General features: G+C 37.9%; 24 protein-coding genes. 14 read left to right on the top strand and 10 right to left on the bottom strand.

The annotated features are described in order from the left end of the window. The 3 genes from lon to M030_RS0107840 all read left to right on the top strand — a co-directional run bounded on the left by lon (position 1) and on the right by M030_RS0107840 (position 4,437). Positions 1 to 2,406, top strand: a complete 2,406-nt coding sequence (gene lon / locus M030_RS0107850; protein ID WP_027373000.1) for an endopeptidase La — start codon at positions 1 to 3, stop codon at positions 2,404 to 2,406. Between the two features lie 206 nt (positions 2,407 to 2,612). Next, complete coding sequence (locus M030_RS0107845; protein WP_027372999.1) at positions 2,613 to 3,725, top strand: AI-2E family transporter; 1,113 nt, start codon at positions 2,613 to 2,615, stop codon at positions 3,723 to 3,725. 334 nt (positions 3,726 to 4,059) lie between these two features. Continuing rightward, entirely contained in the window at positions 4,060 to 4,437 is a 378-nt protein-coding gene (locus M030_RS0107840) for a DoxX family protein (protein ID WP_027372998.1), read from the top strand. Between the two features lie 63 nt (positions 4,438 to 4,500). Here the strand turns inward: M030_RS0107840 and M030_RS0107835 are convergent, their stop codons facing one another. After that, positions 4,501 to 5,859 carry an acyl-CoA dehydrogenase family protein gene (locus M030_RS0107835; protein WP_027372997.1) on the bottom strand — a complete coding sequence of 453 codons (1,359 nt, stop codon included), beginning with the start codon at positions 5,857 to 5,859 and terminating at the stop codon, positions 4,501 to 4,503. Between the two features lie 206 nt (positions 5,860 to 6,065). Here M030_RS0107835 and M030_RS0107830 point away from each other — a divergent pair, with 206 nt between their 5' ends. The 8 genes from M030_RS0107830 (at position 6,066) to M030_RS0107795 (ending at position 14,153) form a co-directional block, all read left to right on the top strand. Then, on the top strand, positions 6,066 to 6,977 hold the full coding sequence (locus tag M030_RS0107830) for a DUF4349 domain-containing protein (RefSeq protein ID WP_027372996.1): 912 nt from the start codon (positions 6,066 to 6,068) through the stop codon (positions 6,975 to 6,977). A 291-nt stretch (positions 6,978 to 7,268) separates the two neighbouring features. After that, positions 7,269 to 8,912 carry a glucose-6-phosphate isomerase gene (gene pgi, locus M030_RS0107825; protein WP_027372995.1) on the top strand — a complete coding sequence of 548 codons (1,644 nt, stop codon included), beginning with the start codon at positions 7,269 to 7,271 and terminating at the stop codon, positions 8,910 to 8,912. A gap of 41 nt (positions 8,913 to 8,953) precedes the next feature. Beyond that, complete coding sequence (locus tag M030_RS0107820) at positions 8,954 to 9,838, top strand: bifunctional 5,10-methylenetetrahydrofolate dehydrogenase/5,10-methenyltetrahydrofolate cyclohydrolase (protein ID WP_027372994.1); 885 nt, start codon at positions 8,954 to 8,956, stop codon at positions 9,836 to 9,838. A 7-nt stretch (positions 9,839 to 9,845) separates the two neighbouring features. After that, a complete protein-coding gene (locus M030_RS0107815; protein WP_027372993.1) occupies positions 9,846 to 10,475 on the top strand; it encodes a 7-carboxy-7-deazaguanine synthase QueE in 630 nt (209 codons plus the stop codon). Positions 10,476 to 10,517: 42 nt separating this feature from the next. Then, a complete protein-coding gene (locus M030_RS0107810) occupies positions 10,518 to 11,888 on the top strand; it encodes an exopolysaccharide biosynthesis polyprenyl glycosylphosphotransferase (RefSeq protein WP_027372992.1) in 1,371 nt (456 codons plus the stop codon). Positions 11,889 to 11,990: 102 nt separating this feature from the next. Continuing rightward, positions 11,991 to 12,743 (top strand): MlaE family ABC transporter permease, encoded by a 753-nt coding sequence (locus M030_RS0107805; protein WP_027372991.1) that lies wholly within the window; start codon positions 11,991 to 11,993, stop codon positions 12,741 to 12,743. Then, complete coding sequence (locus M030_RS0107800; protein WP_027372990.1) at positions 12,743 to 13,558, top strand: ABC transporter ATP-binding protein; 816 nt, start codon at positions 12,743 to 12,745, stop codon at positions 13,556 to 13,558. The genes M030_RS0107805 and M030_RS0107800 overlap by 1 nt, the downstream gene beginning before the upstream one ends. Then, on the top strand, positions 13,542 to 14,153 hold the full coding sequence (locus tag M030_RS0107795; protein WP_027372989.1) for an outer membrane beta-barrel protein: 612 nt from the start codon (positions 13,542 to 13,544) through the stop codon (positions 14,151 to 14,153). The genes M030_RS0107800 and M030_RS0107795 overlap by 17 nt, the downstream gene beginning before the upstream one ends. Positions 14,154 to 14,190: 37 nt before the next feature. Here the strand turns inward: M030_RS0107795 and M030_RS0107790 are convergent, their stop codons facing one another. Together M030_RS0107790 and M030_RS0107785 are read right to left on the bottom strand one after the other, a co-directional pair. Next, complete coding sequence (locus M030_RS0107790) at positions 14,191 to 14,502, bottom strand: lipopolysaccharide assembly protein LapA domain-containing protein (protein WP_027372988.1); 312 nt, start codon at positions 14,500 to 14,502, stop codon at positions 14,191 to 14,193. Positions 14,503 to 14,588: 86 nt separating this feature from the next. Further along, positions 14,589 to 15,395, bottom strand: a complete 807-nt coding sequence (locus tag M030_RS0107785) for a M48 family metallopeptidase (protein WP_027372987.1) — start codon at positions 15,393 to 15,395, stop codon at positions 14,589 to 14,591. Between the two features lie 105 nt (positions 15,396 to 15,500). Here M030_RS0107785 and M030_RS0107780 point away from each other — a divergent pair, with 105 nt between their 5' ends. Beyond that, positions 15,501 to 16,049 carry a DUF4251 domain-containing protein gene (locus M030_RS0107780; RefSeq protein WP_027372986.1) on the top strand — a complete coding sequence of 183 codons (549 nt, stop codon included), beginning with the start codon at positions 15,501 to 15,503 and terminating at the stop codon, positions 16,047 to 16,049. On the opposite strand, the gene meaB is transcribed toward M030_RS0107780, so the two are convergent. Further along, positions 16,046 to 17,038 (bottom strand): methylmalonyl Co-A mutase-associated GTPase MeaB, encoded by a 993-nt coding sequence (gene meaB / locus M030_RS0107775; RefSeq protein ID WP_027372985.1) that lies wholly within the window; start codon positions 17,036 to 17,038, stop codon positions 16,046 to 16,048. The two genes, M030_RS0107780 and meaB, sit on opposite strands and share 4 nt — an antisense overlap. Positions 17,039 to 17,236: 198 nt before the next feature. Here meaB and M030_RS0107770 point away from each other — a divergent pair, with 198 nt between their 5' ends. Then, complete coding sequence (locus tag M030_RS0107770) at positions 17,237 to 17,530, top strand: c-type cytochrome (protein WP_027372984.1); 294 nt, start codon at positions 17,237 to 17,239, stop codon at positions 17,528 to 17,530. A 24-nt stretch (positions 17,531 to 17,554) separates the two neighbouring features. Beyond that, the gene (locus M030_RS0107765; RefSeq protein ID WP_027372983.1) at positions 17,555 to 17,842 is read left to right on the top strand and encodes a c-type cytochrome; all 288 of its coding nucleotides are present in this window, start codon (positions 17,555 to 17,557) and stop codon (positions 17,840 to 17,842) included. Positions 17,843 to 17,886: 44 nt separating this feature from the next. Here M030_RS0107765 and M030_RS23865 read toward each other — a convergent pair whose 3' ends face one another. The 6 genes from M030_RS23865 to M030_RS0107735 form a co-directional block, all read right to left on the bottom strand. Beyond that, positions 17,887 to 20,439, bottom strand: a complete 2,553-nt coding sequence (locus M030_RS23865) for a T9SS-dependent M36 family metallopeptidase (protein WP_074942092.1) — start codon at positions 20,437 to 20,439, stop codon at positions 17,887 to 17,889. A 123-nt stretch (positions 20,440 to 20,562) separates the two neighbouring features. Next, positions 20,563 to 23,151, bottom strand: coding sequence for a T9SS-dependent M36 family metallopeptidase (locus M030_RS0107755; RefSeq protein ID WP_027372982.1), 2,589 nt, complete (start codon positions 23,149 to 23,151; stop codon positions 20,563 to 20,565). A 194-nt stretch (positions 23,152 to 23,345) separates the two neighbouring features. Further along, entirely contained in the window at positions 23,346 to 24,044 is a 699-nt protein-coding gene (prfH, locus tag M030_RS0107750; protein WP_027372981.1) for a peptide chain release factor H, read from the bottom strand. A gap of 1 nt (position 24,045) precedes the next feature. Continuing rightward, a complete protein-coding gene (locus M030_RS0107745; RefSeq protein ID WP_027372980.1) occupies positions 24,046 to 24,591 on the bottom strand; it encodes a nucleotidyltransferase domain-containing protein in 546 nt (181 codons plus the stop codon). 216 nt (positions 24,592 to 24,807) lie between these two features. Beyond that, complete coding sequence (locus M030_RS0107740; RefSeq protein WP_027372979.1) at positions 24,808 to 26,199, bottom strand: RtcB family protein; 1,392 nt, start codon at positions 26,197 to 26,199, stop codon at positions 24,808 to 24,810. Between the two features lie 27 nt (positions 26,200 to 26,226). Continuing rightward, complete coding sequence (locus M030_RS0107735; RefSeq protein ID WP_027372978.1) at positions 26,227 to 26,964, bottom strand: hypothetical protein; 738 nt, start codon at positions 26,962 to 26,964, stop codon at positions 26,227 to 26,229. Positions 26,965 to 26,999 lie beyond the last annotated feature (35 nt).

The following is a 26,999-nucleotide window of genomic DNA, read 5'->3' as shown; positions in this document are numbered from 1 at the left end:
ATGACAGAATTTGAAGATATTAGTTTAGAGGAAATGATCAGCGACGGATTTGACATCGTAACTGAGGAAATCAATCTTTCCGATTTTGCGGAAACTGATAAAAATTCCGAACAGAAAATATTCCCTATACTTCCTGTAAGAAATATGGTCATGTTTCCCAATGTGGTAATTCCTATTACAGCAGGAAGAAAAACATCAATACAGCTTCTTGAAGAAGCCCAGAAAAACGGAGATTTCATAGGAATTGTAAGCCAGAAAAATTCAGATCTGGAACAACCTACAGAAAAAGATATTTATACTACTGGTACTTTAGCAAAGATCATTAAGATCATTAAGCTTCCGGAAGGCAATATAACGGCTATTACAAAAGGATTTCACAGATTTAAGATCAAAAGAATCCTTGATAACCAGCCCTATTTCAAAGCTGAAATTTCAAAATTAAAGGATTCGAGACCAAAAAACCAGGAAGAATACGAAGCATTACTGGAAAACATCAAGGAACTGGCCCTTAAAATTATCGAGCTGGATCCGAATATTCCTAATGCAGCCAATTTTGCGATCAAGAACATCAATAACAACGATGACCTTCTTAATTTCATCTGCACGAATGCCAATTTCCCATCTTTGGAAAAGCAAAAGCTGCTTGAGGAAAAAAGCCTGATGGAAAGGGCTAATAAGTGCTACGAAATGATGCATGAGGATTTCAGAAAGCTTGAATTAAGAAACCAGATTCATCAGAAAACATCAAAAGACCTTGATAAGCAACAGAGAGAATACTTTCTGAATCAGCAGATCAGAACGATCCAGGAAGAACTTGGAGGCGGTCCTGAAAGTGATGTTGAGGATTTTATTGCCAAAGCAAAAACTAAAAAATGGAGCCGTGAGGTAGAGGAACATTTCCAGAAGGAAATCAACAGGCTACAGCGTCAGAACCCTAATTCCCCGGATTATAATGTACAAAGAAATTATCTTGATTTCTTTACAGATCTGCCTTGGGAAACGTATACAAAAGATATTTTTGATATCGCAAAAGCTGAAAAAGTTTTAGACAAAGCTCATTTCGGACTTGAGGATATCAAGAAAAGGATTTTGGAGCATATGGCTGTTTTAAAATTGAAAAACAACATGAAATCTCCTATTCTATTATTGGTAGGGCCTCCGGGAGTAGGAAAAACTTCTCTTGGAAAGTCTATTGCTGATGCTTTAGGAAGAAAATATGTTAGATTATCTTTGGGCGGGCTTCATGATGAAAGTGAGATCCGTGGACACAGAAAAACCTATATAGGTGCTATGGCCGGAAGAATTCTGCAGTCTATTAAAAAAGCAGGCACTTCCAATCCTGTAATTGTTCTGGATGAGCTTGATAAAATTTCCCAAGGAATTCATGGAGATCCGAGCTCAGCACTTCTAGAAGTTCTTGATCCTGAACAAAATAAGTCTTTTTATGATAACTTCCTTGAGATGGGCTACGACCTATCAAAAGTAATGTTTATTGCCACTGCCAATTCATTGTCAACGATACAAACTCCTCTTTTAGACAGAACTGAAATTATTCAGATTGCAGGATACACTTTAGAGGAAAAGATTGAGATCGCCAAAAGACATTTAATTAAGAAACAGCAGGAAGAAAACGGCCTGGATACCAAATCATTCAAGCTCGGGAATGCTGAACTTAAGCACATTATTGAAGCACATACTTCGGAAAGCGGAGTAAGAACTTTAGAAAAGAGAATTGCTTCTATTGCGAGATGGGTAGCTTTACAAACGGCTTTGGTAAAAGACTACGATCCAAAAATTTCGCTGGAAAAAGTAGACGAAATTCTTGGAGTTCCGAGACCGAAAAGCTTATCTGAAATTACGGGAGTTCCCGGAGTAGTAACAGGTTTAGCCTGGACCAGCGTTGGTGGAGATATTCTTTATATTGAAAGTATTCTTAGCAATGGTAAAGGATCATTAACAATGACCGGTAACCTCGGAACAGTAATGAAGGAGTCGGCAACAATTGCTTTAGAGTATATTAAAGCCAGACATGATGAACTGGGCATTGCGCAGGAAGATCTGGATAAGAAAAACATTCACGTACATGTTCCTGAGGGAGCAACTCCAAAAGATGGCCCATCAGCAGGTATTGCGATGTTGACTTCTATTGTTTCTTCTTTTAAAAATAAAAAAATCAAACCTCACCTTGCCATGACGGGAGAAATCACTTTGAGGGGGAAAGTACTTCCTGTAGGCGGTATTAAAGAAAAACTTCTTGCCGCAACAAGAGCCGGTATTAAGGATGTAATTCTTTGTGAGGCCAACAGAAAGGATGTAGAAGAAATCAAAAAAGATTATTTAAAAAATCTGAAAGTACATTATGTCAACAGAATGGAAGAAGTCATTGATATTGCCATTGAAAAATAAAACAATTTATAACATATTAACTTCTCAATAAAGAAACACGTCCCGGTAACCGGGACGTGTTTCTGCTTTTGGATAAAATATTCCTATTTATGCTCAGGTGGAATAAAATTTGATATAATACCGGAAAAATATACCCTAATTGAGTTAAAAATTTTTCAATTCAGAAGGGATTTCTTATTTTTATTCCACACTGCACATTTCACATTATGAATTTTCTTAGACTCCCTTTTCTGGTTAAACTTACATTGGTGGTTATTTCCATCATTGCTATTGGTTACCTTTTAGTACTGGAACAGACAATTATAGCTCCGTTCTTCTTTGCATTCCTTATGGCCATGCTTTTTTTACCGGCAGCCACTTTCATGGAAAGAAAACTGAGGTTTCCAAGGTCTGTATCCACAATGACTTCAGTTTTTATCATGTTGGTCATTTTAAGCGGGATTATTTATTTCTTTACGACGCAACTTTCGGATTTCAGTAAGGATATTCCTCATCTTAAAGAACAGTTTACAACCGTTTTCAATAATCTTCAGCATTGGGTATCCAAAACATTTAACGTTAAAGTTGATGAACAGGTAGATTATATTAATCAGGGGCTTAATAAACTCCTGTCTTCTTCGGGGGCTATTTTAGGATTTACGTTTGGGATATTCTCAACGGGGTTCGGCTTTATTCTTTTTTTCACTTTGTTTTTTATCTTCATTCTTAATTACAGAAGATTGCTGAATAATTTTATAGTGACTGTTTTCAATGAAAGACACAAAGCAAGTGTGCAGGAGGCGGTAACTGAAATCCGTATTATGACCAAGAAGTATATCTTCGGGCTTTGTCTTCAGGTTATTATAGTATCCATTCTTACCGCTACAGTTCTCACTATCTTAGGGGTAAAGTATGCTATCCTTTTAGGGGTTTTAACTGGTTTATTAAATGTGATTCCTTATTTGGGAATTTTCATGTCGCTTATTATTTCTTGCTTTATCGCTTTTGCCACTGCTACTCCATCCACGTGTATTTATGTAGCCATCGGATATATTGGCATTCATGCTGTTGACGGAAATATTATCCTTCCGTTTGTAGTGGGATCAAGAGTAAAAATTAATGCACTGTTTTCTTTTATAGGAATCCTTTTAGGAGAACACCTTTGGGGTATTGCTGGAATGTTTCTTTGTATTCCGGCCATTGCGATCATTAAAATCATCTGTGAAAGAGTTGATGATTTAAAACCTTGGGGAAAATTACTGGGAGAAGAAGAAAAACCTCATAAAAAGAAAAAAAGTTATAAAATTTCTAAGAATATTACCTTAAAAGAAATGGACTAGAACATAGATAATCAATGATGAGTAATGAGTAATGAATAATGATAAATCACAATCTATCATATAATCATCGGTTCTGATTAATTAAAGTTTACATAAAAGACTGCCTTTTTCCAAGGCAGTCTTTTTGTTTATTATTATTAAAGTGCATATCGTATTCCTTAGCTGGTTTCGCGCCCGTCACTCTTACACTCTTAAAAAAGCTAGTCCACCAGCACAAATAGGAATTACACCAAAATCATCATTAATCACATAATTACAACAACCGCATATTTTTTCATTAAATTAAATAAATATATTTCATTTTTATCATACATTTGATGTAAAATATTTAATTATGAAAATCGTAAAATTCATTCTTTGCCTGCTTTTCGGACTTATGTTTATCAATGCCGGGCTAGACAAGTTCCTTCACTACAATCCGGCTCCTAAACTCACGGATGCCCAAATGAAATTGTATGCTGCATTCGGTGAAATCGGCTGGCTGCTGCCCTTGGTGGGAGTCGTAGAAATTATCGGAGGATTATTATTTATCTTTCCGAAGACAAGAGCATTGGGAGCCATCATTATTTTACCAGTTATGGTTGGAATCCTGATTCATAACCTTTACAGAGATCCTTCCTCAACCGGAATTAGTATTTCTTCCGTACTTTTCCTGATCAATATCTGGATGATTATTGACAATAGAGAGAAATATAAAAAACTGGTGAGTTAATACACCTCAGATTGCAGGTAGCAGATTATCAATATTAATCATCTGCTACCTGCTATTAATACATTATACGAAAGCACTGAAGCCGGTAATTGATCGTCCTACGATGAGCGAATTGATTTCTTTTGTTCCTTCGTATGAATAGATCGCCTCGGCATCTGCTACAAATCTTGCTACATCATATTCCAGCAGAATTCCGTTTCCTCCCATCACTTCACGTGCCCTGGAAACGATATCCCGGGTTCTTAATGTACAGAATACTTTGGCAAGCGAAGCGTGTTCGTCTTTTAAAATACCTTCGTCCTGCATTTCGGACAATCTGAAAACCATAGTCTGCATAGCGGTAAGATTAGATAACATTTCCACGAGATGTCCCTGTATCATCTGAAATGAAGCAATAGGCCTTCCAAACTGCTCCCTTGTTCGTGTATATGCCAATGCACTTTCATAAGCTCCCCTTGCACACCCTGTGGCCATCCATGCTACTCCGGCACGGGTCATTCGCAGTACTTTTCCTGTATCTTTGAAAGAGTTTGCGTTTTGTAAACGGTTATCCTCTGTAACGACGCAGTCTTTCAACGTGATCAATCCGTTCTGAACAATTCTTAACGCCATTTTTCCCTTGATTTTTTCCACAGAATACCCGGGATTATCTTTTTCTACAATAAAACCTTTTACTTCTCCGCTATCCAGATCCCTTGCCCAGATAATAACGAGATCTGCAAAAGTTGCATTTCCTATCCATTTTTTCTGCCCGTTAAGAACCCAGCCTTCCTCAGTTTTTTTACAGGTAACGGTTAGTCCTCCGGCTGCACCGGATCCTACTTCCGGCTCTGTAAGTCCAAAAGCCCCGATTTTTTCAAACTTCTGCATTTGTGGAAGCCATTTTTGTTTTTGTTCTTCCGAACCACAGATATAAATTGATCCCATCGCCAACCCGGACTGTACTCCAAAAAAGGTAGCGATAGAAGCATCAATTCTGGCCATTTCCATTGCAATAACACCTTCCATCAGAAAAGGCATTCCGGGGCAACCATATCCTTCATAGGTAACACCACAGATATTCAGTTTTTGAAATTTCGGAATCAACTCGAAAGGAAATTCGTCTCTTAACCAGTAATGATTCACCAGAGGCTTCACTTCTTTTTCCATAAAATCTCTTACTTTAAGCTGAATTTCCCGTTGTTCAGGGGATAGTGTATGGTAGATATCATAAAAATCTCCGTCAATAGGGGGAAGTTCTTTCTTTTTTTTATCAGGATCAAGCATTTTCACCAATCCTGCAAGCTGTTTATCGTCGAGTTTTGAAAAATTATTCATAAGTTTTGGCAAATCCACTTTTTGGGAAATGGTGCTCAACTGATCAAAATCTATAGAAGTGAATAATCCGATTGCGTTTCTGATTTTAGAAAAGGTATTTGACATAATGATATATTGTGATTTGGTTTGTAAAAAGATAAGCAAATTTTGCTCCGAAACCAATTCACCATCATTACCTGTATTTTACAAACAACTTATTTACAGTAGGTTACTTCGGAAAATCACTTTACATTTTTTTTACTTCTGATTTTCAATCATTACAAAAGATCCATGCAGAACTTTGACTCAAGCAAAACATAAAGATCAACACTATGAAAACAACGTACATCAGATTATCAATATCAGCCATGATCCTTTTGGGAATATATTCATGTAAAAAAGGGGAAGCTTCTATCAATGGCCCGGAAACCTATACTTCTGCAGATTCAGCCAGTGCTATGGCATCAGACAGTGTTTCTTCAGCAGCGAGCATGAAAGTAGAAAACAAACAGTTTATCAAAACGGCAGACGTGAATATGGAAGTAAATGATGTCTATAATGCCACCATTTCTATTGAAAAATCAGTTCAGGAGCTTGGCGGTTTTGTCATCAACAGCAATCTGCAGAGCAACGTGATATCACAGGACACCTATAACACCTCGGATGAGGAAGCCATGTTGATTAAGAAATACCAGACGGAAAATAAGATGCAGGTCCGGGTACCTACTGAAAAGCTAGGGGAATTTTTAACATTTATCAATACTAATAAGCTATTTCTTAACTCAAGAACCATCAACGCTGAAGATGTTACATCCAATATCAAATACTCTGAATGGGAAAGCAAAAGAAATCAGAAAACCTCCGAAAATATAGACCAACTTAAAGCTAATAAGGATAAAGTAAACCTGGACGACGAAAATATGTCGGAAGGAAATCTTCAAAAACTGGCTAATATAAATATGACAGATAACCTGAAGTACAGCACTGTAGACATTTATATTAAAGAGCCCAAAGTACGTATCGCAGAAATCGCTGTTACCAATACCAACAGTATTGATAATAAATACAGATATAATTTTCTCTATGATGCAAAAGACGGGTTTGTGTACGGCTTTTATCTGATTCAGAAAATCATCGTTGCCATGATCAATATCTGGCCGCTCCTGTTAATTGCCGGTGGAATCATCTATTTTTTAAGAAAAAGAAAAGTCACCAAATCGGAACCTTCTAATGCACAGAAATAAGACTATCCTAACCTAAGCGTTATCATCATAATTTTAGATTTTACTGAAAGCTATCTTTTTTGAGATAGCTTTTATACATCCGGCAAACAAATTCTATGTTGACATACTCCTAACTGAAACTAAAATTTATAGTGTTTTGCATGATTGTTTTTTAAAAAATTGTTATTTATCATCTTCAAATTTAATTGAGGTTTTATTTTTCCTTAAATTTGCAAATCAGAAATAAAGCATTATACGTTTAAAAATTTTTAATCAGTTAATTTATTTCTGAACCCATTTAATTCCCAACATATGCTATCAAAAATAAACCCTATACAAACCAATAGCTGGAAAGCCCTTGATGAACATTTCGGAGGAAATGACTTTGACTTAAGAACTCTTTTCCAGTATAATCCTAACCGTTTTACAGAATTTTCTTTGCAAAAGGATAACTATCTTTTTGATTATTCTAAAAACTTAATCGATTCAAGAACTAAAGACCTTTTATTGAATCTGGCCGAAGAATGCCAGTTAAAAGACGCTATTTCCAAAATGTTCTCCGGTGACAAAATCAACGAGACAGAAGGAAGAGCTGTTCTGCATACAGCATTAAGAGACTTCTCAGATCGCGAAATTTTTGTGAACGGAGAAAATATCAAACCACAGATCAAAAGAGTTCTTGACCATATGAAATCTTTTTCCGGGAAAATCATTTCCGGAGAACATAAAGGTTTCAGCGGAAAAGAGATCACAGATGTCGTTAATATCGGTATCGGAGGGTCAGACCTTGGTCCTGTAATGGTTTGCTCCGCTTTAAAGCATTTCAAAACAAGATTAAACGTTCATTTTGTTTCCAATGTAGATGGAAACCATATCGCCGAAGTGGTAAAAGGCCTAAATCCTGAAACTACTTTATTTATCATTGCTTCCAAAACCTTTACGACCCAGGAAACGATGACCAATGCGAATTCGGCAAAGGACTGGTTCCTGAAAGCCGGAAAACAGGAAGATGTGGCAAAGCACTTTGTTGCCTTATCTACTAATATTGAAGAAGTGAAAAAGTTCGGAATCGCAGAAGAAAACATATTTGAGTTCTGGGATTGGGTAGGCGGAAGATATTCGTTGTGGAGTGCCATTGGATTAAGCATAGTACTTTCCGTAGGATATGAAAATTTCGAACAGCTTTTAAGAGGTGCTTTTGATACCGATCAGCACTTCCAGACAGCTGATTTCTCTGAAAACATCCCTGTACTAATGGGACTGTTAGGAATCTGGTATCGCAATTTCTACGCAGCGACAACCTATGCAATCCTGCCTTATTCTCAATACCTCGACAGGTTTGCAGCTTATCTTCAGCAGGGAGATATGGAAAGTAACGGAAAATGTGTGGACAGAAACGGCGAATTTGTAGAATATGAAACCGGACCTATTATCTGGGGAGAACCGGGTACCAACGGTCAGCACGCGTTTTATCAACTGATCCACCAGGGCACAGAACTCATTCCTGCAGACTTTATTGCCTATACACAAAGTCCGAATAAAGTTTCTGACCACCAGGATAAATTATTAGCTAACTTTTTCGCGCAAACTGAAGCACTTGCCTTCGGAAAGCTGGAAGAAGAGGTTGAAGAAGAGCTTAGAAATGCAGGAAAATCTGACGAAGAAATTGAAAGGTTGGTCAACTTCAAAGTTTTCCACGGAAATACTCCAACCAACTCCATATTATTCAAAGAATTAACTCCTTTTTCATTAGGTCAGCTTATCGCTTTGTATGAACACAAAATTTTCGTTCAGGGGGTGATCTGGAATATTTTCAGCTTTGACCAGTTTGGTGTGGAGTTAGGAAAAGTATTAGCCAACAAAATCCTTCCTGAACTCGAGAATAATGAAGCAGTAAGCTCTCATGACAGTTCTACCAATGGTTTGATCAATTACTACAAAGAATTTAAGAAGTAAAGTAAAAGTAAATAAATCTAATAAAGTAATAAAAAGTAAAAATGGCAGAAATTCTTGACGGACTGAAAGTATCCAAAGAAATAAAAGCAGAGATCAAGGTTGAAGTGGAAAAAATCCTTGAAAGCAAAAGAAGAGCACCTCATTTGGTTGCTATTCTTGTTGGAAACAACGGGGCGAGTAAGGCTTATGTAAACGCTAAAGTAAAAGATTGCGAAGAAGTTGGTTTTCAGTCAAGCCTGATTAAATTCCCAAGCACAGTTTCAGAATCTGAGTTATTGGAAAAAATCGATGAGCTGAATAAGTCTAAAGCAGTAGACGGTTTTATCGTTCAGCTTCCTTTACCGGATCAGGTTGATCAGGAAAAAATTATCAATGCTATTGATCCAAGAAAAGATGTGGACGGTTTCCACCCTGAAAATTTCGGAAAAATGGCATTGGAAATGGATACATTCTTACCGGCTACTCCTTTCGGGATTTTAACATTATTAGAAAGATATAATATTGAAACCAAAGGGAAAGACTGTGTAATTATCGGAAGAAGTAAAATTGTAGGGAGACCGATGAGTATCCTTATGGGAAGAAAAGATTTCCCGGGGAACTCTACTGTTACTCTTACCCACTCCTACACCAAAGATATTGAAGAATACACTAAAAAAGCAGATATCGTTATCACGGCTTTAGGTGATCCTCATTTCTTAAAAGGAGATATGATAAAAGACGGAGCTGTCATCGTAGATGTAGGAATTACAAGAGTAGATGACGATTCTCCAAAAGGTTACCATCTTGCCGGTGACGTAGATTTTGACAGCTGTGCTGCTAAAGCAAGCTGGATCACCCCTGTACCGGGAGGAGTTGGCCCAATGACCAGAGCAATGTTGATGAAAAATACAATCATTGCATACAAAACGTCGGTTTATAACGACTAATTTTAAGATGAATAAAGATCAAGATATTTTATTAAAAGAAGGTAAAATGCTCCCTGTGATGGAGCATTTTTACACTTTACAAGGAGAAGGAGCACACACCGGGAAAGCCGCTTATTTCATTCGATTGGGAGGCTGCGATGTCGGGTGCCACTGGTGCGATGTAAAAGAAAGCTGGGACCCGGATCTTCATCCGCTGATGAATGCTGAAGACATTGCGGAAACAGCAGCAAAACACTGTAAAACAATAGTTCTGACCGGTGGAGAGCCTTTGATGTGGAATTTAGACCTACTGACATCCAAGCTGAAAGAACTCGGATGTACCATTCATATTGAAACCTCCGGCGCATATCCTATGAGCGGGCAACTGGATTGGATTACGTTGTCGCCGAAGAAAACCGGGCTTCCAAAAGAAGAGATTTACCAAAAAGCTAACGAGCTTAAAGTCATTGTATTCAACAACCATGATCTTACCTTTGCTCAGGAGCAGGCGGCAAAAGTATCTGAAAACTGCAAACTTTATCTGCAAAGCGAATGGAGCAAGAGAAATGAGATGTATCCTAAGATCACAGATTTCATCCTGGAACATCCTGAATGGCAGGCTTCAGTTCAGACCCATAAATATCTGAATATCCCGTAAAAAAACGTACATTAGCTTGCCGTATCTGATAACCCCCGATAGATGCAGAGAATTCGATACTCTAGATACCTGAAATCGATTATTATTTTGCTTGACCTGATGGTTATTGCATCTATTTTTATATTCTTTTTTATAAGCAGAAACGAAAGTTTAAAATACAGTGAAGAAACCTGGTACCAGAATGTTTTTTCTCTGATATTGTTATTTTTGTTCTGGGTGCTTTTAAGCGGCAGGACAAAAATATACAATATCGCCAGGAACCTTACCTATACTTTATTCCTGGAAAGGCTTTTTACCCACTTCCTGTTTTTTATTCTCGGTGTCCTGCTTATAGGGAAAGTAAGCAAAAACGTTTTTTTTAATACAGATATATATTGGCTGTCGTTTTATCTTCTGATCTGCATCTTTCTGACCAAATCGCTGATCTATTTTGCCATAAAATATTTCCGCTCACTTGGGATCAACCACAGGAATGTCATGTTTTTAGGAGATAATAGTTCCACTGAAATTTTAAAAAGTATTTTTAAAAGCCGTAAAGACTATGGATACAGGATCTTTACCTATGAAGGCTCCGAGTCTAACATCCACGAGTTGGTCAGTTTCTGGAAAAGAAACGGGATTCATACGTTGTTTATATCGACGGAAAACTCGTATAATGAGGAACTGGAAAACCAGATTTTTAAGCTGGCTGAAGACAATAAGATTCACATTTCTTTGATACCAAGTATTACGCAGAATGATTTTTTCCTGTACGACCTTGGTTATATTCAAACACAACCGGTGCTGAATCAGGCAAGATATCCTCTGGATTATTATTCCAACTTCCTGATGAAAAGAACGTTTGACATATTTTTTTCTGTCCTGGTATTGCTTTTTATTTGTTCGTGGGCATTTCCCATTATCGCTATTTTAATCAAAACAACTTCAAAAGGGCCGGTTTTCTTTCTTCAAAAGAGATACGGTTTCCATGAAGAAGTTTTTAAGTGCATTAAATTCAGGACAATGGTCATCAATGATGAATCTGCCACTAAAACAACCATGGCCAATGATTCAAGAATAACCAGAGTTGGCAGGTTTTTAAGAAAAACAAGCCTTGATGAGCTGCCACAGTTCTTGAACGTACTAAAAGGTGAAATGTCTGTGGTGGGACCCCGTCCTCATATGTTGTCTGTAGATAATTATTACAAGCCAAAAATCGGAAGATACAGCTTAAGAAGTATGGTAAATCCCGGTATTACAGGCCTGGCACAAGTGAGTGGGTTGCGTGGCGACTATGGAGATGTAGAGGTAGATATGAAAAAAAGAGTTCTTGCCGATTCGTTTTATGTAAGAAACTGGAGCTTTGCTCTGGATCTTGTCATTATTCTAAAAACTATACTATTAGTTATCGGTGGAGATAAAAATGCAAAATAAGTTCAGGCTGATACTAAGATTGGTATAATTTTAACAGTAAATGACCATCAGTCTTTCATCTTGACACTGGCCTAATTAAATAAAAAAGTCTAATTTAGCGGTATGTTAAAAAAGTTTTTCACAGCAGTAGGGGAATATATAATCCTTCTGGGAAAATCCTTGCAGAAACCTCAGAAAATGAGGGTGTTCTGGAAGCTGTTCATGAGAGAAATTAATGATTTGGGAGTCAATTCTTTCGGGCTTGTAGTCTTCACATCGATCTTCGTGGGGGCTGTAGTTGCTATTCAGATGTTCAACAACTTTGATGCATCATCATTTCCCATTCCTCCTTCATTTGTAGGATATGCTACAAAAGCAGTATTGGTTTTAGAGTTTGCCCCTACCATCATCAGCTTAATTTTAGCCGGAAAAGTAGGTTCATATATTGCATCCAGTATTGGTACCATGAGGGTTTCCGAGCAAATTGATGCCTTGGACATCATGGGTGTTAATTCTCCCAATTTTTTAATTTTTCCAAAAATTATTGCGTGCGTCCTTTTTAATCCGCTTCTTATTGCCATCAGTATTGTATTTGGTATCGGCGGAGGTTATATTGCCGGAATTTTGACAGGAAACTGGACAGAGAATGATTATATAGTAGGGATCCAGATGTATATGCCCAACCTGTTCATCTATTATGCATTTGTGAAAACCATCGTGTTTGCATTCATCATCGCCACTGTACCTTCTTATTTCGGATACAATGTGAAAGGGGGATCGCTGGAAGTAGGTAGAGCCAGTACACAGGCGGTAGTATGGACCATGGTGTTCATCATTATCTCGGAATTAATTTTAACCCAATTAATATTAAGCTAATGATTGAGGTAAAAGATCTTAGGAAAAGTTTTGGAGATGTTGAAGTACTTAAGGGAATTTCAACGTCATTTGATAAAGGAAAAGTAAACCTGATCATTGGGCAGAGTGGTTCCGGAAAAACAGTTTTTCTTAAAAGTTTATTGAATGTTTATATGCCTTCATCCGGAGAAATTCTTTTTGACGGGAAGGATATCAATACGATGAACCGCGAGGAAAAGCAGCATCTTCGTTCAGAAATTGGAACGGTATTTCAGGGAAGTGCCTTATTTGATTCCTTAACTGTGGAAGAAAATATCATGTTCCCTCTTGATATGTTTACCAATCTGACGTACAGAGAAAAAAAGAAACGTGTTTTTGAAGTAATCGGTAGAGTTCACCTTGATAAAGCTGATAAAAAATATCCTTCAGAAATTTCTGGAGGAATGCAAAAAAGGGTTGCTATTGCAAGAGCAATTGTCAATAACCCGAAGTATCTGTTCTGTGATGAGCCCAATTCAGGGCTTGATCCCTATACATCGAAGGTTATTGATGATCTTCTGTATGAGATTACCAAAGAATATAATACAACTACCATCGTCAACACCCACGATATGAACTCGGTGATGACCATTGGTGAAAAAATTGTATACCTGAGATTGGGACTCAAAGAATGGGAAGGTAATAAAGATATTCTGATCACTGCAGGCAATAAAAATCTGATCGATTTCGTTTATTCTTCAGAACTGTTTAAAGAGCTGCGAGAATATTTACTTGAAAATAATAAAACGATTGAAAATACAATTACAAAAATAGACGATAATGAAAAAGGTACTTAGTGTAGCGTTAATAGGGTTTTCAATGTGGGCTTCTGCACAGATTTCACTGGCAGGTAAGGCTAATATAATATTTCCTACAGGCTCACCTTCGTGGTCAAATATCAAAGGAACCGTGAATGATGCTATTCAGGGAACAGGTAAAAACAATGTAGGGTTCAACGTGGGACTTTCATTAAAAGTAGGACTTCCTACTTCATTGTTTGTAATGCCTGAAATTTATTATACCCATTTCAAGAATGAGTTTACAACAGAGAACACTACGTTTGATGTGAAAAGCAACCGTATCGATGTTCCGGTTCTTTTAGGATATAATATTTTAGGTAATATGCTTGGCGTTTTTGTAGGTCCTGTCGGAAGTTTTAATCTGAACAAAGACAATACGTACAATGATTTTAAAGAAAATGCCAAAAATGATTTTACTGTGGGATACCAGTTCGGAGCTCAGCTTGAAATTAAAAAGCTGATTGTGAATGCGAAATATGAAGGAGCTTTCAGTAAAGATCAGAGAAACTTTATCAACAAAGTTTCAGGTTCTGAGATCAGATACGACAACCGTCCGAACCTGTTTATGGTAGGTTTAGGATATAAGTTTTAATCAACTATCGAAAATAACAACTGAAAAATCCTCAAGTCTAGACTTGAGGATTTTTATTTTGATTGTCCAGTTCAGCCTGGCGCTTTGCAATATCAGCAGCCTGCTTTTCCAGTTCTTCTTTCTCTTTTTGTAATTGCTTGAATTCTTTTTTCTTTTGTTCAGCTTTCATAGCACTTCCTTTGCTGACATAGCCAACCAGGCCACCGATGATAAGCCCTATCCCAACTCCTGCCATCATTCCCATGATATGAGAAATTTTAATTTGCTCTACGGCAAAATCAGTTGTAAGATAAAAAAGTAAAGCAGAAACAGCTAACAGTATAAGTCCGGTAATTGATAAACTCTTCATAATATTGTGTTTAGGTGGTTACATAAAAAAGCCTTACCAAATTTACTAAAAATTTAATAAGGCTTCACTCAAGATTAAAATTCTAATTATATTTTTCCTCCCGCAGCCTTATAATATTCCAAAGCTTTTGGTAAATCATTATTAATATCTGAGATTCTTGTTTCAGGATTTGGGTGGGTAGACAAGAATTCAGGTTGTCTTGCTCCGGATGAAGCTCCTTCCATTCTATTCCAGAAAGGAATGGCTGCCCTCGGGTCATATCCTGCCATAGACATCAGATAAAGTCCCATTTTGTCCGCCTCAGATTCCTGGTTTCTTCCATATTTCAATAAAGCAACCTGAGATCCGATCGGGTATACTTTCTGAAATACGCTTGCCCATTGTGCATTGGAGATTGCTCCTCCTAGAATTGCTCCTCCATACTGGGCCATCATAGCCTGGGAGATTCTTTCGTTTCCGTGTCCTGCCAGTGCATGGGATACTTCATGACCCATTACTACTGCAAGTCCGTTGTCATCTTTTGTAATAGGTAAAATCCCGGTATAAACGGCTACTTTACCTCCCGGCATACACCATGCATTGAGCTCATTGCTTTGCAAAAGATTAAATTCCCAACTGTAATTGGCCAGATCTGCTGACCTTCCTATACTCTGATAATATCTTTCTGCTGCGTTTTTAATTCTGTTTCCTACATTCACCACTCTCTTTGCATCTGATGTTCCGGTAATCACTTTACCTTTAGACAATGTCGTTTTATATTCCTGTGCAGACATTGTTAAAATTTCTGAATTATTGGCCAGCTGTAAAGACGATCTTCCCGTGATCGGGTTTGTAGTACAAGCAGCGACCGACAGAGCAATAGCTCCAATTCCAAATAGATGTGTAAATTTCATATTTTGAGTGTTAATAATTCAACCTTAACAATTTTTATTCCAAAAAACTCTTGAAAGAATAAATTTGCATACATTTTGCTATTTAAATGTAATAATTATTCAATTATGAAAAAATATATTTCTCTTCTGATGATCTTTGGATTTCTTTTCTTATTTCAGAGCTGTGCATCACAAGGGTCATTAGATTCAAAAACGGTGGATACTCTGGTAGACGCTCAGGAGTTTACCTTCAATGCACAGAGGGCAAATCCTATGAATTATGATGTCATCAATGTTATCAATTCAATTCCGAATTCTGCTGCAGCCCGAATGTTGAACCTTAACGGGGAATATAGCATTGATGTTACTAAAAAAACAGTTGATGTTGTGCTACCTTATTTCGGAAGGGCATTCAATACATCATATGGCAATACAGACAGTAACAGTTTTCGATTTACCTCAAAAGATTTCACTATCAATAAGTCTCAAAATAAAAAAGGAACATGGACTTTAAAGATTAAACCCAACGATGTAAGCAATGTGGATGAGATGAATATTGAAATTTTCAAAAACGGAAAAGCATTTGTCTCTATGAGAAGTAATGACAGACAGCCGATAACGTATGACGGTTACGTTTCAAAACTTGCCGTAAAGCAGGATAAGGCCAAACCTTAATTCCTATTTTCACTGGATAAAAATTTCTCAACAAATAATTTTGCTTCGGTACTTGGATTAGAAACCATTTCCGAAGCATTTTTTTTATGCATAAGATAAGCTTCTTCCACTGTATTGCTTTTTTTCATGAGCGATAAAATATATTCCTGAACCCAATATTCAAAACGTTTTTCTGCCTGTTGGGTACGGACTTCTTCAAAACGTCCGGCTTTCTTTTTGAGATCAATAAATTCTGAAATCTTATCATAAATTTCCTTCAGTCCTTCATTGTGTAAGGCAGATCCCAGTAGAACAGGAATTTTCCATCCTTTTTCTTTAGCGGGAATAAAATCCAGTGCCCGTTTCAGTTCAAGTCTTGTATTTTTGGCTTTCTGCAGGTTATCCTGATCAACTTTATTGATAAAAATGAGGTCTACCATCTCCATAATGCCTCGTTTTATGCCCTGAAGCTCATCTCCGCCTCCGATAATTTTTAAAAACAAGAAAACATCGGTAATATCAGCAACGAGAACTTCAGATTGTCCTACTCCTACGGTCTCTATTAAAATATAATCGTATCCTGCTGCTTCACAGATCATCATGGTCTCAAAAGTTGTGTTGGCGACCCCTCCTAAAAATCCCGAGCTTGGGGAAGGACGTATAAAGGCATTTTCTTCTTTTGCAAGTTCCTCCATTCTGGTTTTATCACCTAAAATACTTCCTTTATTGATTGAAGAACTCGGATCTATGGCGAGGACTGCCACTTTTTTGCCCTGAGCAATAGCCAGCCTCCCGAAACTTTCAATAAAAGTAGACTTTCCAGCACCGGGTACTCCTGTTACTCCCACTCTCACAGAGTTTCCGGTAAAAGGCATTATTTTTTTTAAAAGGTCCTCGGCCTGTATTCTGTGGTCTGCTTTTTTACTTTCAACTAATGTAATCGCTTTTGCAATCAGGCGTTTGTTTCCTGATCGTATTCCTTCTATTAGTTCTTCTGTAGAAAATTTCATTGATTCAAAAATAATAATTAAAAAGGGAATGATCAATACCTGTATTTAATGAAACGCAAAAACAGATTCCATATTTACAGTCATCTGTTGTTGATCCGGCACTACTTTAATTTTTATTTCTTCTAAATTAAAACTACATCACTCAGTATCAAAGGCCTGAGGAATTTATTACATTTGTTATATATCAAAATAATACGTATGAAAAGACTTATTGCTGTTGCATCATTTACGAGTATCCTGCTTGTTTCTTGTACACCTAAAGCATCAACAGCTGCTGCAACTGCCGGCACTTCAACCTCTACAGCAGAGCAGATTGCACAGGGGAAAACCATTTTTGAAAACTCTTGCGGAAAGTGCCATAAGCTGCCGGATCCAGCCTCACATAATCCTGTACAATGGGTGGGAATTATGAACTCGATGGCTCCAAAGGCAAAGCTTACGGATGAGCAGCATCAGTGGGTATACGATTATATCGTTTCTGCTAAAAAATAATCAACATCAAAAATAAATAAAGGTATGAAAAAGACAATTTTAATCGGCATTGCAGTTTCAGCTTTTTTGCTGTCCTGCGGACCTAAAAGTACGGCCGTAACAGGACCTAAGTATACCTCATCTGAAAAATTAGCTCAGGGGAAAACTATTTTTGAAAATTCCTGCGCAAAATGCCATCAATTACCGGAACCTACTAAACATGACAATCAGGGATGGATAAAAACATTGAGCAGAATGGCTCCAAAAGCGAAACTTAATGATGATCAACATCAAATGGTCTATGATTATCTGATTTCTGTAAACAAAAAATAAGCTTTCTCACGAAAGCTTATTTTTTGTTTTATTCATTATCTCATTTATCGTACGATCAATTTCTCAACCTGAGTTTTATCTCCCTGTTGGATATGAACCATATATACTCCTTTCTGGAATCCGTTGGTAGAAATTGCTTTCTTAGAACCGGCTTCCCTTGAATCGGTAAGCACTAATTTCCCTGACATATCAAACATTCTTATTTTAACTTCTTTTGAGGATTTATCGATATTTCCTACGAAAAATTCGTCATAAGTAGGGTTCGGGAAAACAACAAATTTATGATCTAAAGTCTTAAGATCTTGAGTTGCAAGTGTTCCGCATTCCGTCGGAACAGTGAAGTCCTGCACCTGATCGTTAAGGGCCGTACTACTTCCTGCAGAAGCATTTACGCCAAGACCTCTCTTAGCAAAAGCAGCCCAGATCATACACTTGTCTCCGCCAGCATTTCCAAGAGCATCAGCTTGAAGAAGGCCATCTCTTCCATCAATAAATGACGGATTACAGCTTTGTAATTTTAATCCATCTACTACTAATTGTAACACTTTAGCATTTCCGGAAGTATTGCTTGCTGTAACATCACTGTTGTATCCATATTTTTCTATATACTTCCAGGTAAGATCCCAGAGCATAGTAGCCCATACAAAACCTATAGAGTGGGATTCATTCATTGAATTGGTACTTCCATAGGTGAAACTATTGACTCCAAAATCAGGAGAGTATTTTGCAGGTCTGATCCCAACACCTGTAGTGGGCTCCCCGTTGGTGTAGGTTCCCATACCTCTGGCTAAAGCAGACGTATCACCTGGTCTTGTTGTAAGCATCAGGGCAAAATAATCTGACCAGCCTTCGCCCATCTGCTCTGCTGAATTTAGACAATCATACCCTTGACCTGTTAATCTATTTGAAATGCCATGTCCGTATTCATGGGCTACAATTCCATTATCTAAACTTGAATGTTTAAAACCGCTATAATCGAAATCTAATGTGACATTCACTGCTCCTGCTGTGGCCTGCGCCACAAGATATTCTCCTTCAGCTTTTCCCATCATAAGAGAAGGGATCGTGATTCCTGTAACCGCATTGTCCCTTCCCATAGAAATAGGATCGGCATTAACAGGATCATAGAGAATAGCTCCGATTGCTCCTGCTTCCTGCATTTTTTTTACTTTACTAGCAAAGCTGCAAGTTCCTCTTTTAGCAAGACCTATCTTCCCAGCCATACTTCCTGCAGCAATTGCAGTACAGGCATCGTCAGGTATTGCCACCATGATATTTCCTGTTACGGGAGGACCTCCCAATAAGAGAGAACCGAATGCCGCTCCGCCGGTAACTACTTTAGGCCTGCCTACCATAGATGAGGGGGAATTGTATTGATATCTGGAAATAGGATCTGCTGCACTTTGAGCTCTATCCCAGAGATACATTTGCATTCTCGGTGCTGCAAGATAGGTCTGACCGGAAATAACGACTTCATATCCTGAACTGAAATTGGCATTATTTAAACCACTTCCGTCAAATGCTTCCGCTCTTACGGCATCACCCTGCATTCCTCCTTTTCCGAAATTGTTGGTCTGATAATTCCTTGCTGGTTCGTTAAACCCGAATTTATAGAATATATCATGCATTTTATTATTCATATAAAATAATTGGGTTACAGCCGCATCTCTGTAGGTTAGTGGGTTTTCATATCTTCCGTCTGCAAAAGGAAAATTAAAGCTAAGACCACTTCCTCCATCTGGCGAATATCCTGCAGTATTGGTATTATTCTGGTCTGAATAGGCATAAACATTGTTCCCTCTTGTATTCGTATAGTTATTGGTACCATCCGAATGCCATCCTTCCGGAGATGCTGCTATATCCCATGGGTTATTTACTATCGAACGAGCTCCGAATGTAGGTGCTTCTACAGGCAATGCAAAAACATTGTAGGATGCATTAGTAGGTGCAAGCCAATTCATGAATGTATTCTGATCGGCATTTGAATCTCTTTTTACCAATTCAACGTTTTGCAGATGTGAGTCTGTGTTACCTTCAAATTTACAGCTGATTGTCATATTGCTTTTGCTTAATACTTCACCAGTCTCTGCATCAGCAACAACATGCCAGATATCTGACGAGCTTTTATCTGATACAAACAATTCTTTTGATAAAACATGTACTCCATTCTTTTCAAAATAGACATTAGGAAGATAGTCTATATTTGCAATATTCTCTAATCCAAGTCTTTGTTTCAATGCATCTTCGGAAAATCTCTCCTGTACCTTTTTTTGTAGAGCTACTGTTATATTTTTGCTAAAATCATTATTTTCAGAGATGATCTTATCTCCCTTAATGATTACTTTTCCCAGTGCATTATAAACTCTCAAGCCATCATACGTTTGTTGCACATTAACAACATTGGCTCCTAAACTTTCGGATGGATCTTCATTCAAAATGATAAATCCACTTTTATTATTAGCATTATTTTTTTGGATTAATTGTCCCTTGTTTTGATAATAGTCCTGAATTAATTTTGTTGAATTCTGAGCATTAAGTTGTGTAAAGCAAAAGAACACCGCCACAGACATTGGCAATAAAGATAGTTTTTTATTCATACAATCACTTTTTATCAAACAAATCTATAAATTATTTATAATATTTGCTTCTTTTTTCTGAAATATTACAAAAAAAGAAAACAGAATATGTTTTCCTTTTTTATAGTTATAGTGGTTTGAAATTTATCGTACGATCAATTTCTCAACCTGAGTTTTATCTCCCTGTTGGATATGAACCATATATACTCCTTTCTGAAATCCGTTGGTAGAAATTGCTTTCTTAGAACCGGCTTCCCTTGAATCGGTAAGTACTAATTTCCCTGACATATCAAACATTCTTATTTTAACTTCTTTTGAGGATTTATCGATATTTCCTACGAAGAATTCGTCATAAGTAGGATTTGGAAATATGATAAATTTAGTCTCTGCCATTTTGCTGTCCTGAACTGCTAAAGTTGTATTACATTCTTGAGGAACTGTAAAGTCTTCAACCTGGTCATTTGCCACTGTTTTAACACCTGCTGAAGCGCCTACTCCCAATCCTCTTTTTGCAAATGCGTTCCAAATCATACATTTATCTGCGCCTCCGTTTCCAACGGCATCTGCCTGAAGAATAGCATCTCTTCCGTCAATAAATGTCGGGCTGCAAGCCTGTAATTTAAGACCATCCATCACAATCTGAAGTGCTTTGGCATTTCCTGATGCAGGGCTTGCCAAAACATCACTATTATATCCGTACTTTTCAATATACTTCCAGGTAAGGTCCCAAAGCATCGTAGCCCAGATAAATCCGACTCCGTGCGGGATCACTGCAGTATTCGTTTTGGCATACGTATAATCATTTACTCCAAAATCAGGAGAATATTTAGCCGGTCTGATCCCTACTCCGGTCACAGGTTGTCCTTTTGGATAGGTACCTACTCCTCTTGCAAGAGCAGAGGTATCACCAGGTCTTGTGGTAATCATCAGAGCAAAATAGTCGGACCAGCCTTCACCCATTTGTTCTGTTGTATTGGTTGCAGAAAGACAGCTATATCCTTGTCCCGTAAGTCTGTTTGAAATTCCGTGCCCATATTCATGAGCGATAATTCCATTATCAAAACTTGAATGTTTGAAGCCACTGTAATCAAAATTCAATGTGACATTCACGGGACCGTTGTTCAACTCTGCGACCATAAATTCGCCTTCTGTTTTACCAATATTGATGGATGGAATGGTTACCTGGCTTCCGGAGTTTCCTACACCCATACCTACAGGGGCGTCAACAGCAGGCCTGTAAACAATTACTCCTATAGCACCGGCATTTTGCGCATTGAGTACTTTAAGTCCATATTCACAGCTCGTGCTTGTTATCAGAGCTATTTTATTGGTAAGACTTCCTGCTGCCGGCGCAGTACAAGCATCAGCAGGCACAGAAACGACAAGATCACCCGTAACGGCAGGGCCAAAAATAGGACCGAATGAAGCACCGGCGGTTAAGGCCTTAGGTCTGGTTACAATGGTTGCGGGAGCATTATATTGGTATCTTACAATTGGATCATCTGCTGTTTGTGTTCTGTCATACAGATACATTTGCATTCTTGGTGCTGAGACCTGAATTTGCCCCGAAGTAGTTACTCTTTCATATCCGGAGCTAAAATTGGCATTATTCAGACCACTTCCGTCAAACGCTTCAGCTCTTACTGCATCACCTCCAATTCCTCCATTGGCAAAGTTATTGGTCTGAAAATTCCTTGCCGCCTCAGTGAATCCAAACTTATAGAATATGTCATGCATTTTATTGTTCATATAAAACAAATTGGTAACGGCGGCATCTCTATAGGTAAACGGATTGGCATATCTGTCATCCGCGAAAGGAAAATTAAAATTCAGAACACTTCCTCCGTCCGGTGAATATCCGGGAGTATTGGCATTATCCTGATCAGAATAGGCATATACATTATTTCCTCTTGTATTGGTATAGCTATTGGTGCCATCTGAATGCCATCCTTCGGGGGAAGCTACCAGATCCCAAGGATTATTGACAATGCTACGATTTCCAAATGTCGGTGCCTCTATAGGGAGTGGAAAAATATCATAGGAAGCATTGGAAGGTACGAGCAGATTACCTGCTGTACTATTAATCGTCTCCTTAAAATTGATTGGTTGATCTACCATATTTTGAGATTCCTGAATCTCTCCAGATTTTTCGACTGAATCTGAGGTATGATCAAAATGGCAGCTCAATGTCATATTATCTTTACTGAGAATTTCTCCCGAACCGGCATCCAATATAATATGCCATACATCTGAAGAGCTTCCGTCTGATACAAAAATTTCTTTGGAAAGAACATATACTCCATTTTTTTCAAAATAGACATCAGAAGCGTAATCTGCACTTGCAATTTTTGTTAATCCCAGTTGTTGCTTCAGAAAACTTTCCGAAAATTTTTGTTCTTTTTGAAGAGCATTAGCAATCACTACATCTCTGCTGAAATCATTTTTTTCAGAAATAATCTTATCTCCTTTAATGATTACTTTTCCTAAAGCATTATAAAGCTTCAGTCCGTTGTAGGTTTGTTGTACATTAACAATATTGGCGCCCAGGCTTTTGGAAGGATCCTCGTTTAAAATGACCACGCCCACTTTGTCATTGCTGCCATTTTTTTGCGTTAGTTTCCCACTTTTTTGGTAATAATCCTGAATCAATTTTGTAGAATTCTGTGCATTTACCTGACCAAAGGCAAAAAACGCCGCTACAGAAATTGGCAGTAAAAATAATTTTTTATTCATATAATCGCTTTTTATTCGATAAATCTATGAATTATTTATACCATTTCAAACAATTGTATGAATTTTATAAAAAATAAAATTTTACCGTTTGCTCTTTTTCTTCTTGTCTGTAATAACTGACTCGCTTAGCCATTTTTACAAAGGTTCAAAAGCGCGGTTATATTTCTTCTTTTTTCAGACAAGAGTATTTCTTTTTAATTAGGGTCACTGCTATATTTTTTTAATTCATTTTTTAGGGTACTTCTCTTTTTTTTAAAGGATTTGTCTTCATAATTTTTTTTAAAATCTGTTCCGGAAAATGTCCGTACAGGGTTTCCACGCTGCACCTGTATCTGAAGTGTCCAGGTTTCTCTCATTTTCTTTTCCAATTGCTGAACGTGCATTGCCATCACTTTTTCTTTCAACCGGACCACAGAAAGTTTTTTATTCTCCAACTGTGATCGTGAATCCTGTACAAATACAGATTGTCTGCTTGGAATATGGGTAGCCCTCACTGCGGTATTGACTTTGTTTACATTCTGCCCTCCACTACCCTGGCTTCTTGCCGTCTGGAACTTAATATCTCTTTCCCTGAAATCTATCTTTTCAGGATTTTCCAATTCAAAGACCCCAATAAACCAGTTGCTTCTTTTGTGTAGTTTTCTGAAGGTACTCTTCCCTACCCAACAAATGCTTCCCACCCAGTTTTTTAAAAAAAGGGATAGTTCTTCTCCTTTTAAGAGAAGAGTTACGGATTTCAACGTCAGGTTTTCATCGCCGTTTTCACGATGGATGATTTCGTAGTCTATCTTATTTTGTATTGCTTCTTCAAGAAAAGTTTTCAGCACTTTGGCAACAACCCATTGACATTCTAAAGGTCCTCTTCCGGAAGTTATCTGTATTAATTTTTCCATGTTATTTTGGTATTTCGCTTAATCTGGGATGTCCTAAAGGATCAATTCCCTTTTGTAATAAATCTTTTGCAGCCATTACTGCCCAACATCTGTCACTGGAATGGATATTTCTGTAAAAGGAAAGCAGCAGCTCAGGTTCCACGATTGTGAACCCATTCGATTCTACCGTTTCCAGGTCATTTCTTTCAAAAAAATCGATGGTAATTCTGTGAAATTTTTCGTTTTCCAGTTCTACTGTTTTCTCATACCTGCGGAAGTTTTCCTGACTTGGTAAATGATCGTAGCGGGTCCATACTTTCTGAAATCCTTCATTCTGCAGGATCATTACAACCTCAGCTACGTTTTCCTTTTTTACAAAAACATCGATATCCTTGTGATCGTGAGCATGCTTATATTCTGTGTGCCCAGGTTCTGACATAAAATGCCAGGCCCATCCTCCTGATATGATAACTTTATTTTTAAGTTTATTTAAAATTTCAAGACCCAGCAGGATTCTGAATTCCGGCCATAGTTCTCCATATCTTTTTATGTTATGTGGTGCTCCCATTGCTTTGTTTTTTAAGTGATAAGGCAGGCATCTGATTATTTCCTGATTATCATAATCTGTTTATCGTCTTTTTTGTATTGTTATTAAAACCTAACAGGTTTTTGAAACCTGTTAGGTTTAGCCCCGATTGCAGCATTTGTCTGAGCTCATTTTTCTTTTGCAAAAAGAAAAATAGCGAGTGCGGAAAGCGGGATTAAGCTTCTGAATAGCCAAAAGCTATCGGTCCATTCTTACAATTCTCGGTTGAAATGTCCCCAGAATATCTACCAGCTCGCTTTGCGCGTTCATCACTTCATGAATGTTTTTATAGGCCATCGGTGCTTCTTCTGCATTTCCACCCATTAAAGTAACGTTCTTGAGTTTCAACTCTTTTTTGATATCGTTTTGGGTGAAAAGACTTCTGCATTCTCCTCTTGAATGGGCTCTTCCCGCACCGTGTGAAGCAGAATTCAAAGACTCCGGGTTTCCTTTTCCGCGGACGATAAATCCTTTTTCGGTCATTGATCCGGGAATCATTCCCAATTCATTTTCGTTGGCAGGAGTGGCTCCTTTTCTGTGAACAATAACTTCTTTTCCGTTGTGAATTTCCTTCCATGCAAAATTATGATGGTTCTCAATCCTGGCTTTCACTCTACCGCCGACGGCTTTCACCAATCTTCTGTGGATGTCGTCATGGCAGGCGGAAGCATAGTCTCCGGCGAGGTTCATGGCAGTCCAGTATTCCAATCCGAGGTGTGTACTGAGGTCAAGCCAGGCAAACTGTTGTGCTTCTTTGGGTAGAGGGCATTGGTCTGCAGCTACTCTTGAATAATACTGGGCAATCTCTGCTCCCAATCCTCTGGAACCGCTATGAGAAAGTATTCCCAGATATTTTCCTTTGGGAAGGCCGATCTGGTCTTCTTCTTCAGTGATTTCCACTTCCCCGAATTCTACGAAGTGATTTCCACCGCCGGAAGATCCCATTTGCTTGATGGCTTTACCTTTTAATCTTCTTAAAACCGGAATGAGATCAAAAGTATCCCTTTCGAAAATCTCATGGTCTATGTGAGACTTATGGGTCTCATACATTCCGAATTTTGTATGGTCTGCAAGGGCTTTTTCATATTTATCCCTAGCTCCGTTGAGATATGAAACCGGCGTATCCAAAATACTGAGGCTCATTCTGCAACCTATATCCATGCCTACTCCGTAAGGAATGACTGCATTTTCTACAGCAAGAACACCTCCGATCGGAAGCCCATATCCGCTGTGGGCATCAGGCATTAAAGCGCCCTGTGTAGAAACCGGTAGTTTCAGTGCGGTGTACAGCTGGTTTTTTGCTTCTTCTGAAATATTGTTCCCAAAGATCTGAAATGAGGCGCGCTGTGAATTCAGCTGTCTTTTTTCTGTCTTTTTTGAAGAAAGCAATGTTTCTGCGATCTGCCCGAAGGTTAAGTCTTTTTCAAAATTCTCCGGATTAATCAGAATTTCTTTTAAAAGAGATTTTACGTGATGAATATTTTTGGTTGCAAAATTTCTTTTCATGACTTCCAAAGCAACATTTACACTTTGATTGTTCGGATAGCCTAGTTTTAATATATCTTTTCCTTTTAGTTTTAAATTTCCCATTTTTTTGGTTTTAAATAATAGTCGGACTTATACGTCCTGAAAGCATTCTGCAATCTCTTTTGCAGAAAGTGCGCAGGTAAAATATTTCCCGCTTCTGATAAGATGTACATCTTCTTTTTGTGATCTCCACCGGTATGATTTACCATAGATTTTTTTGTGGATAATCCCTACTGTTTTATGCTGCTGCAGACAAGCTTCCAGCTCTGCAATTTCTTTTTCCATCTCAACGTCTACAGGCTTATAGTGGGTAATCATATTGGGTCTTATCCTTAAGGTAAACCTCCATGGCTCAGTAAATTCGTAGTATACTTCGTTGCATTTCCGATAAGGGCAGTATTCTTCGTATTTCAGGAAATATTGTCTTTCCCTTGCTGTAAGTCCGAGTTTCGGATCATTCCAGGACCAGGAAGAGATCGTCTTGAGCTTTTGTTCTTTTTCGACATATATTCCCCTCCCGAATTTCCTTTTCTTTTTGAGAAACTGGCGGCTTTCGGAGTACATCCAGGTATTGATTTTCTTTAGAATTTCTTCAAAAAATTCTCCATCTTTGGATCTCATGACGTCATCCCTGACGACAAAGAATCTTACAAATCCCCTTTGATAAGGACTATCTAAAGGAATCGGCGGAGTATTTCTCTTTATTTTCCAAAGTTCTTCACTACGTTTAAACTTTTTTCTGATCTGTTTTTCTACATCTTTTCTTTTTGTTCTTTTTCTGCTCCTCAGACTTCTTAAGCGAAGGGACAGAAGGTAATCATTTTCCATGTTAAGACACAGGATATCAGATACAAGACCAATAA

The organism is Chryseobacterium sp. UNC8MFCol (assembly GCF_000482305.1).
Taxonomy (GTDB): Bacteria; Bacteroidota; Bacteroidia; order Flavobacteriales; family Weeksellaceae; genus Chryseobacterium; species Chryseobacterium indologenes.
This window is presented reverse-complemented; position numbering and strand designations above follow the sequence as displayed.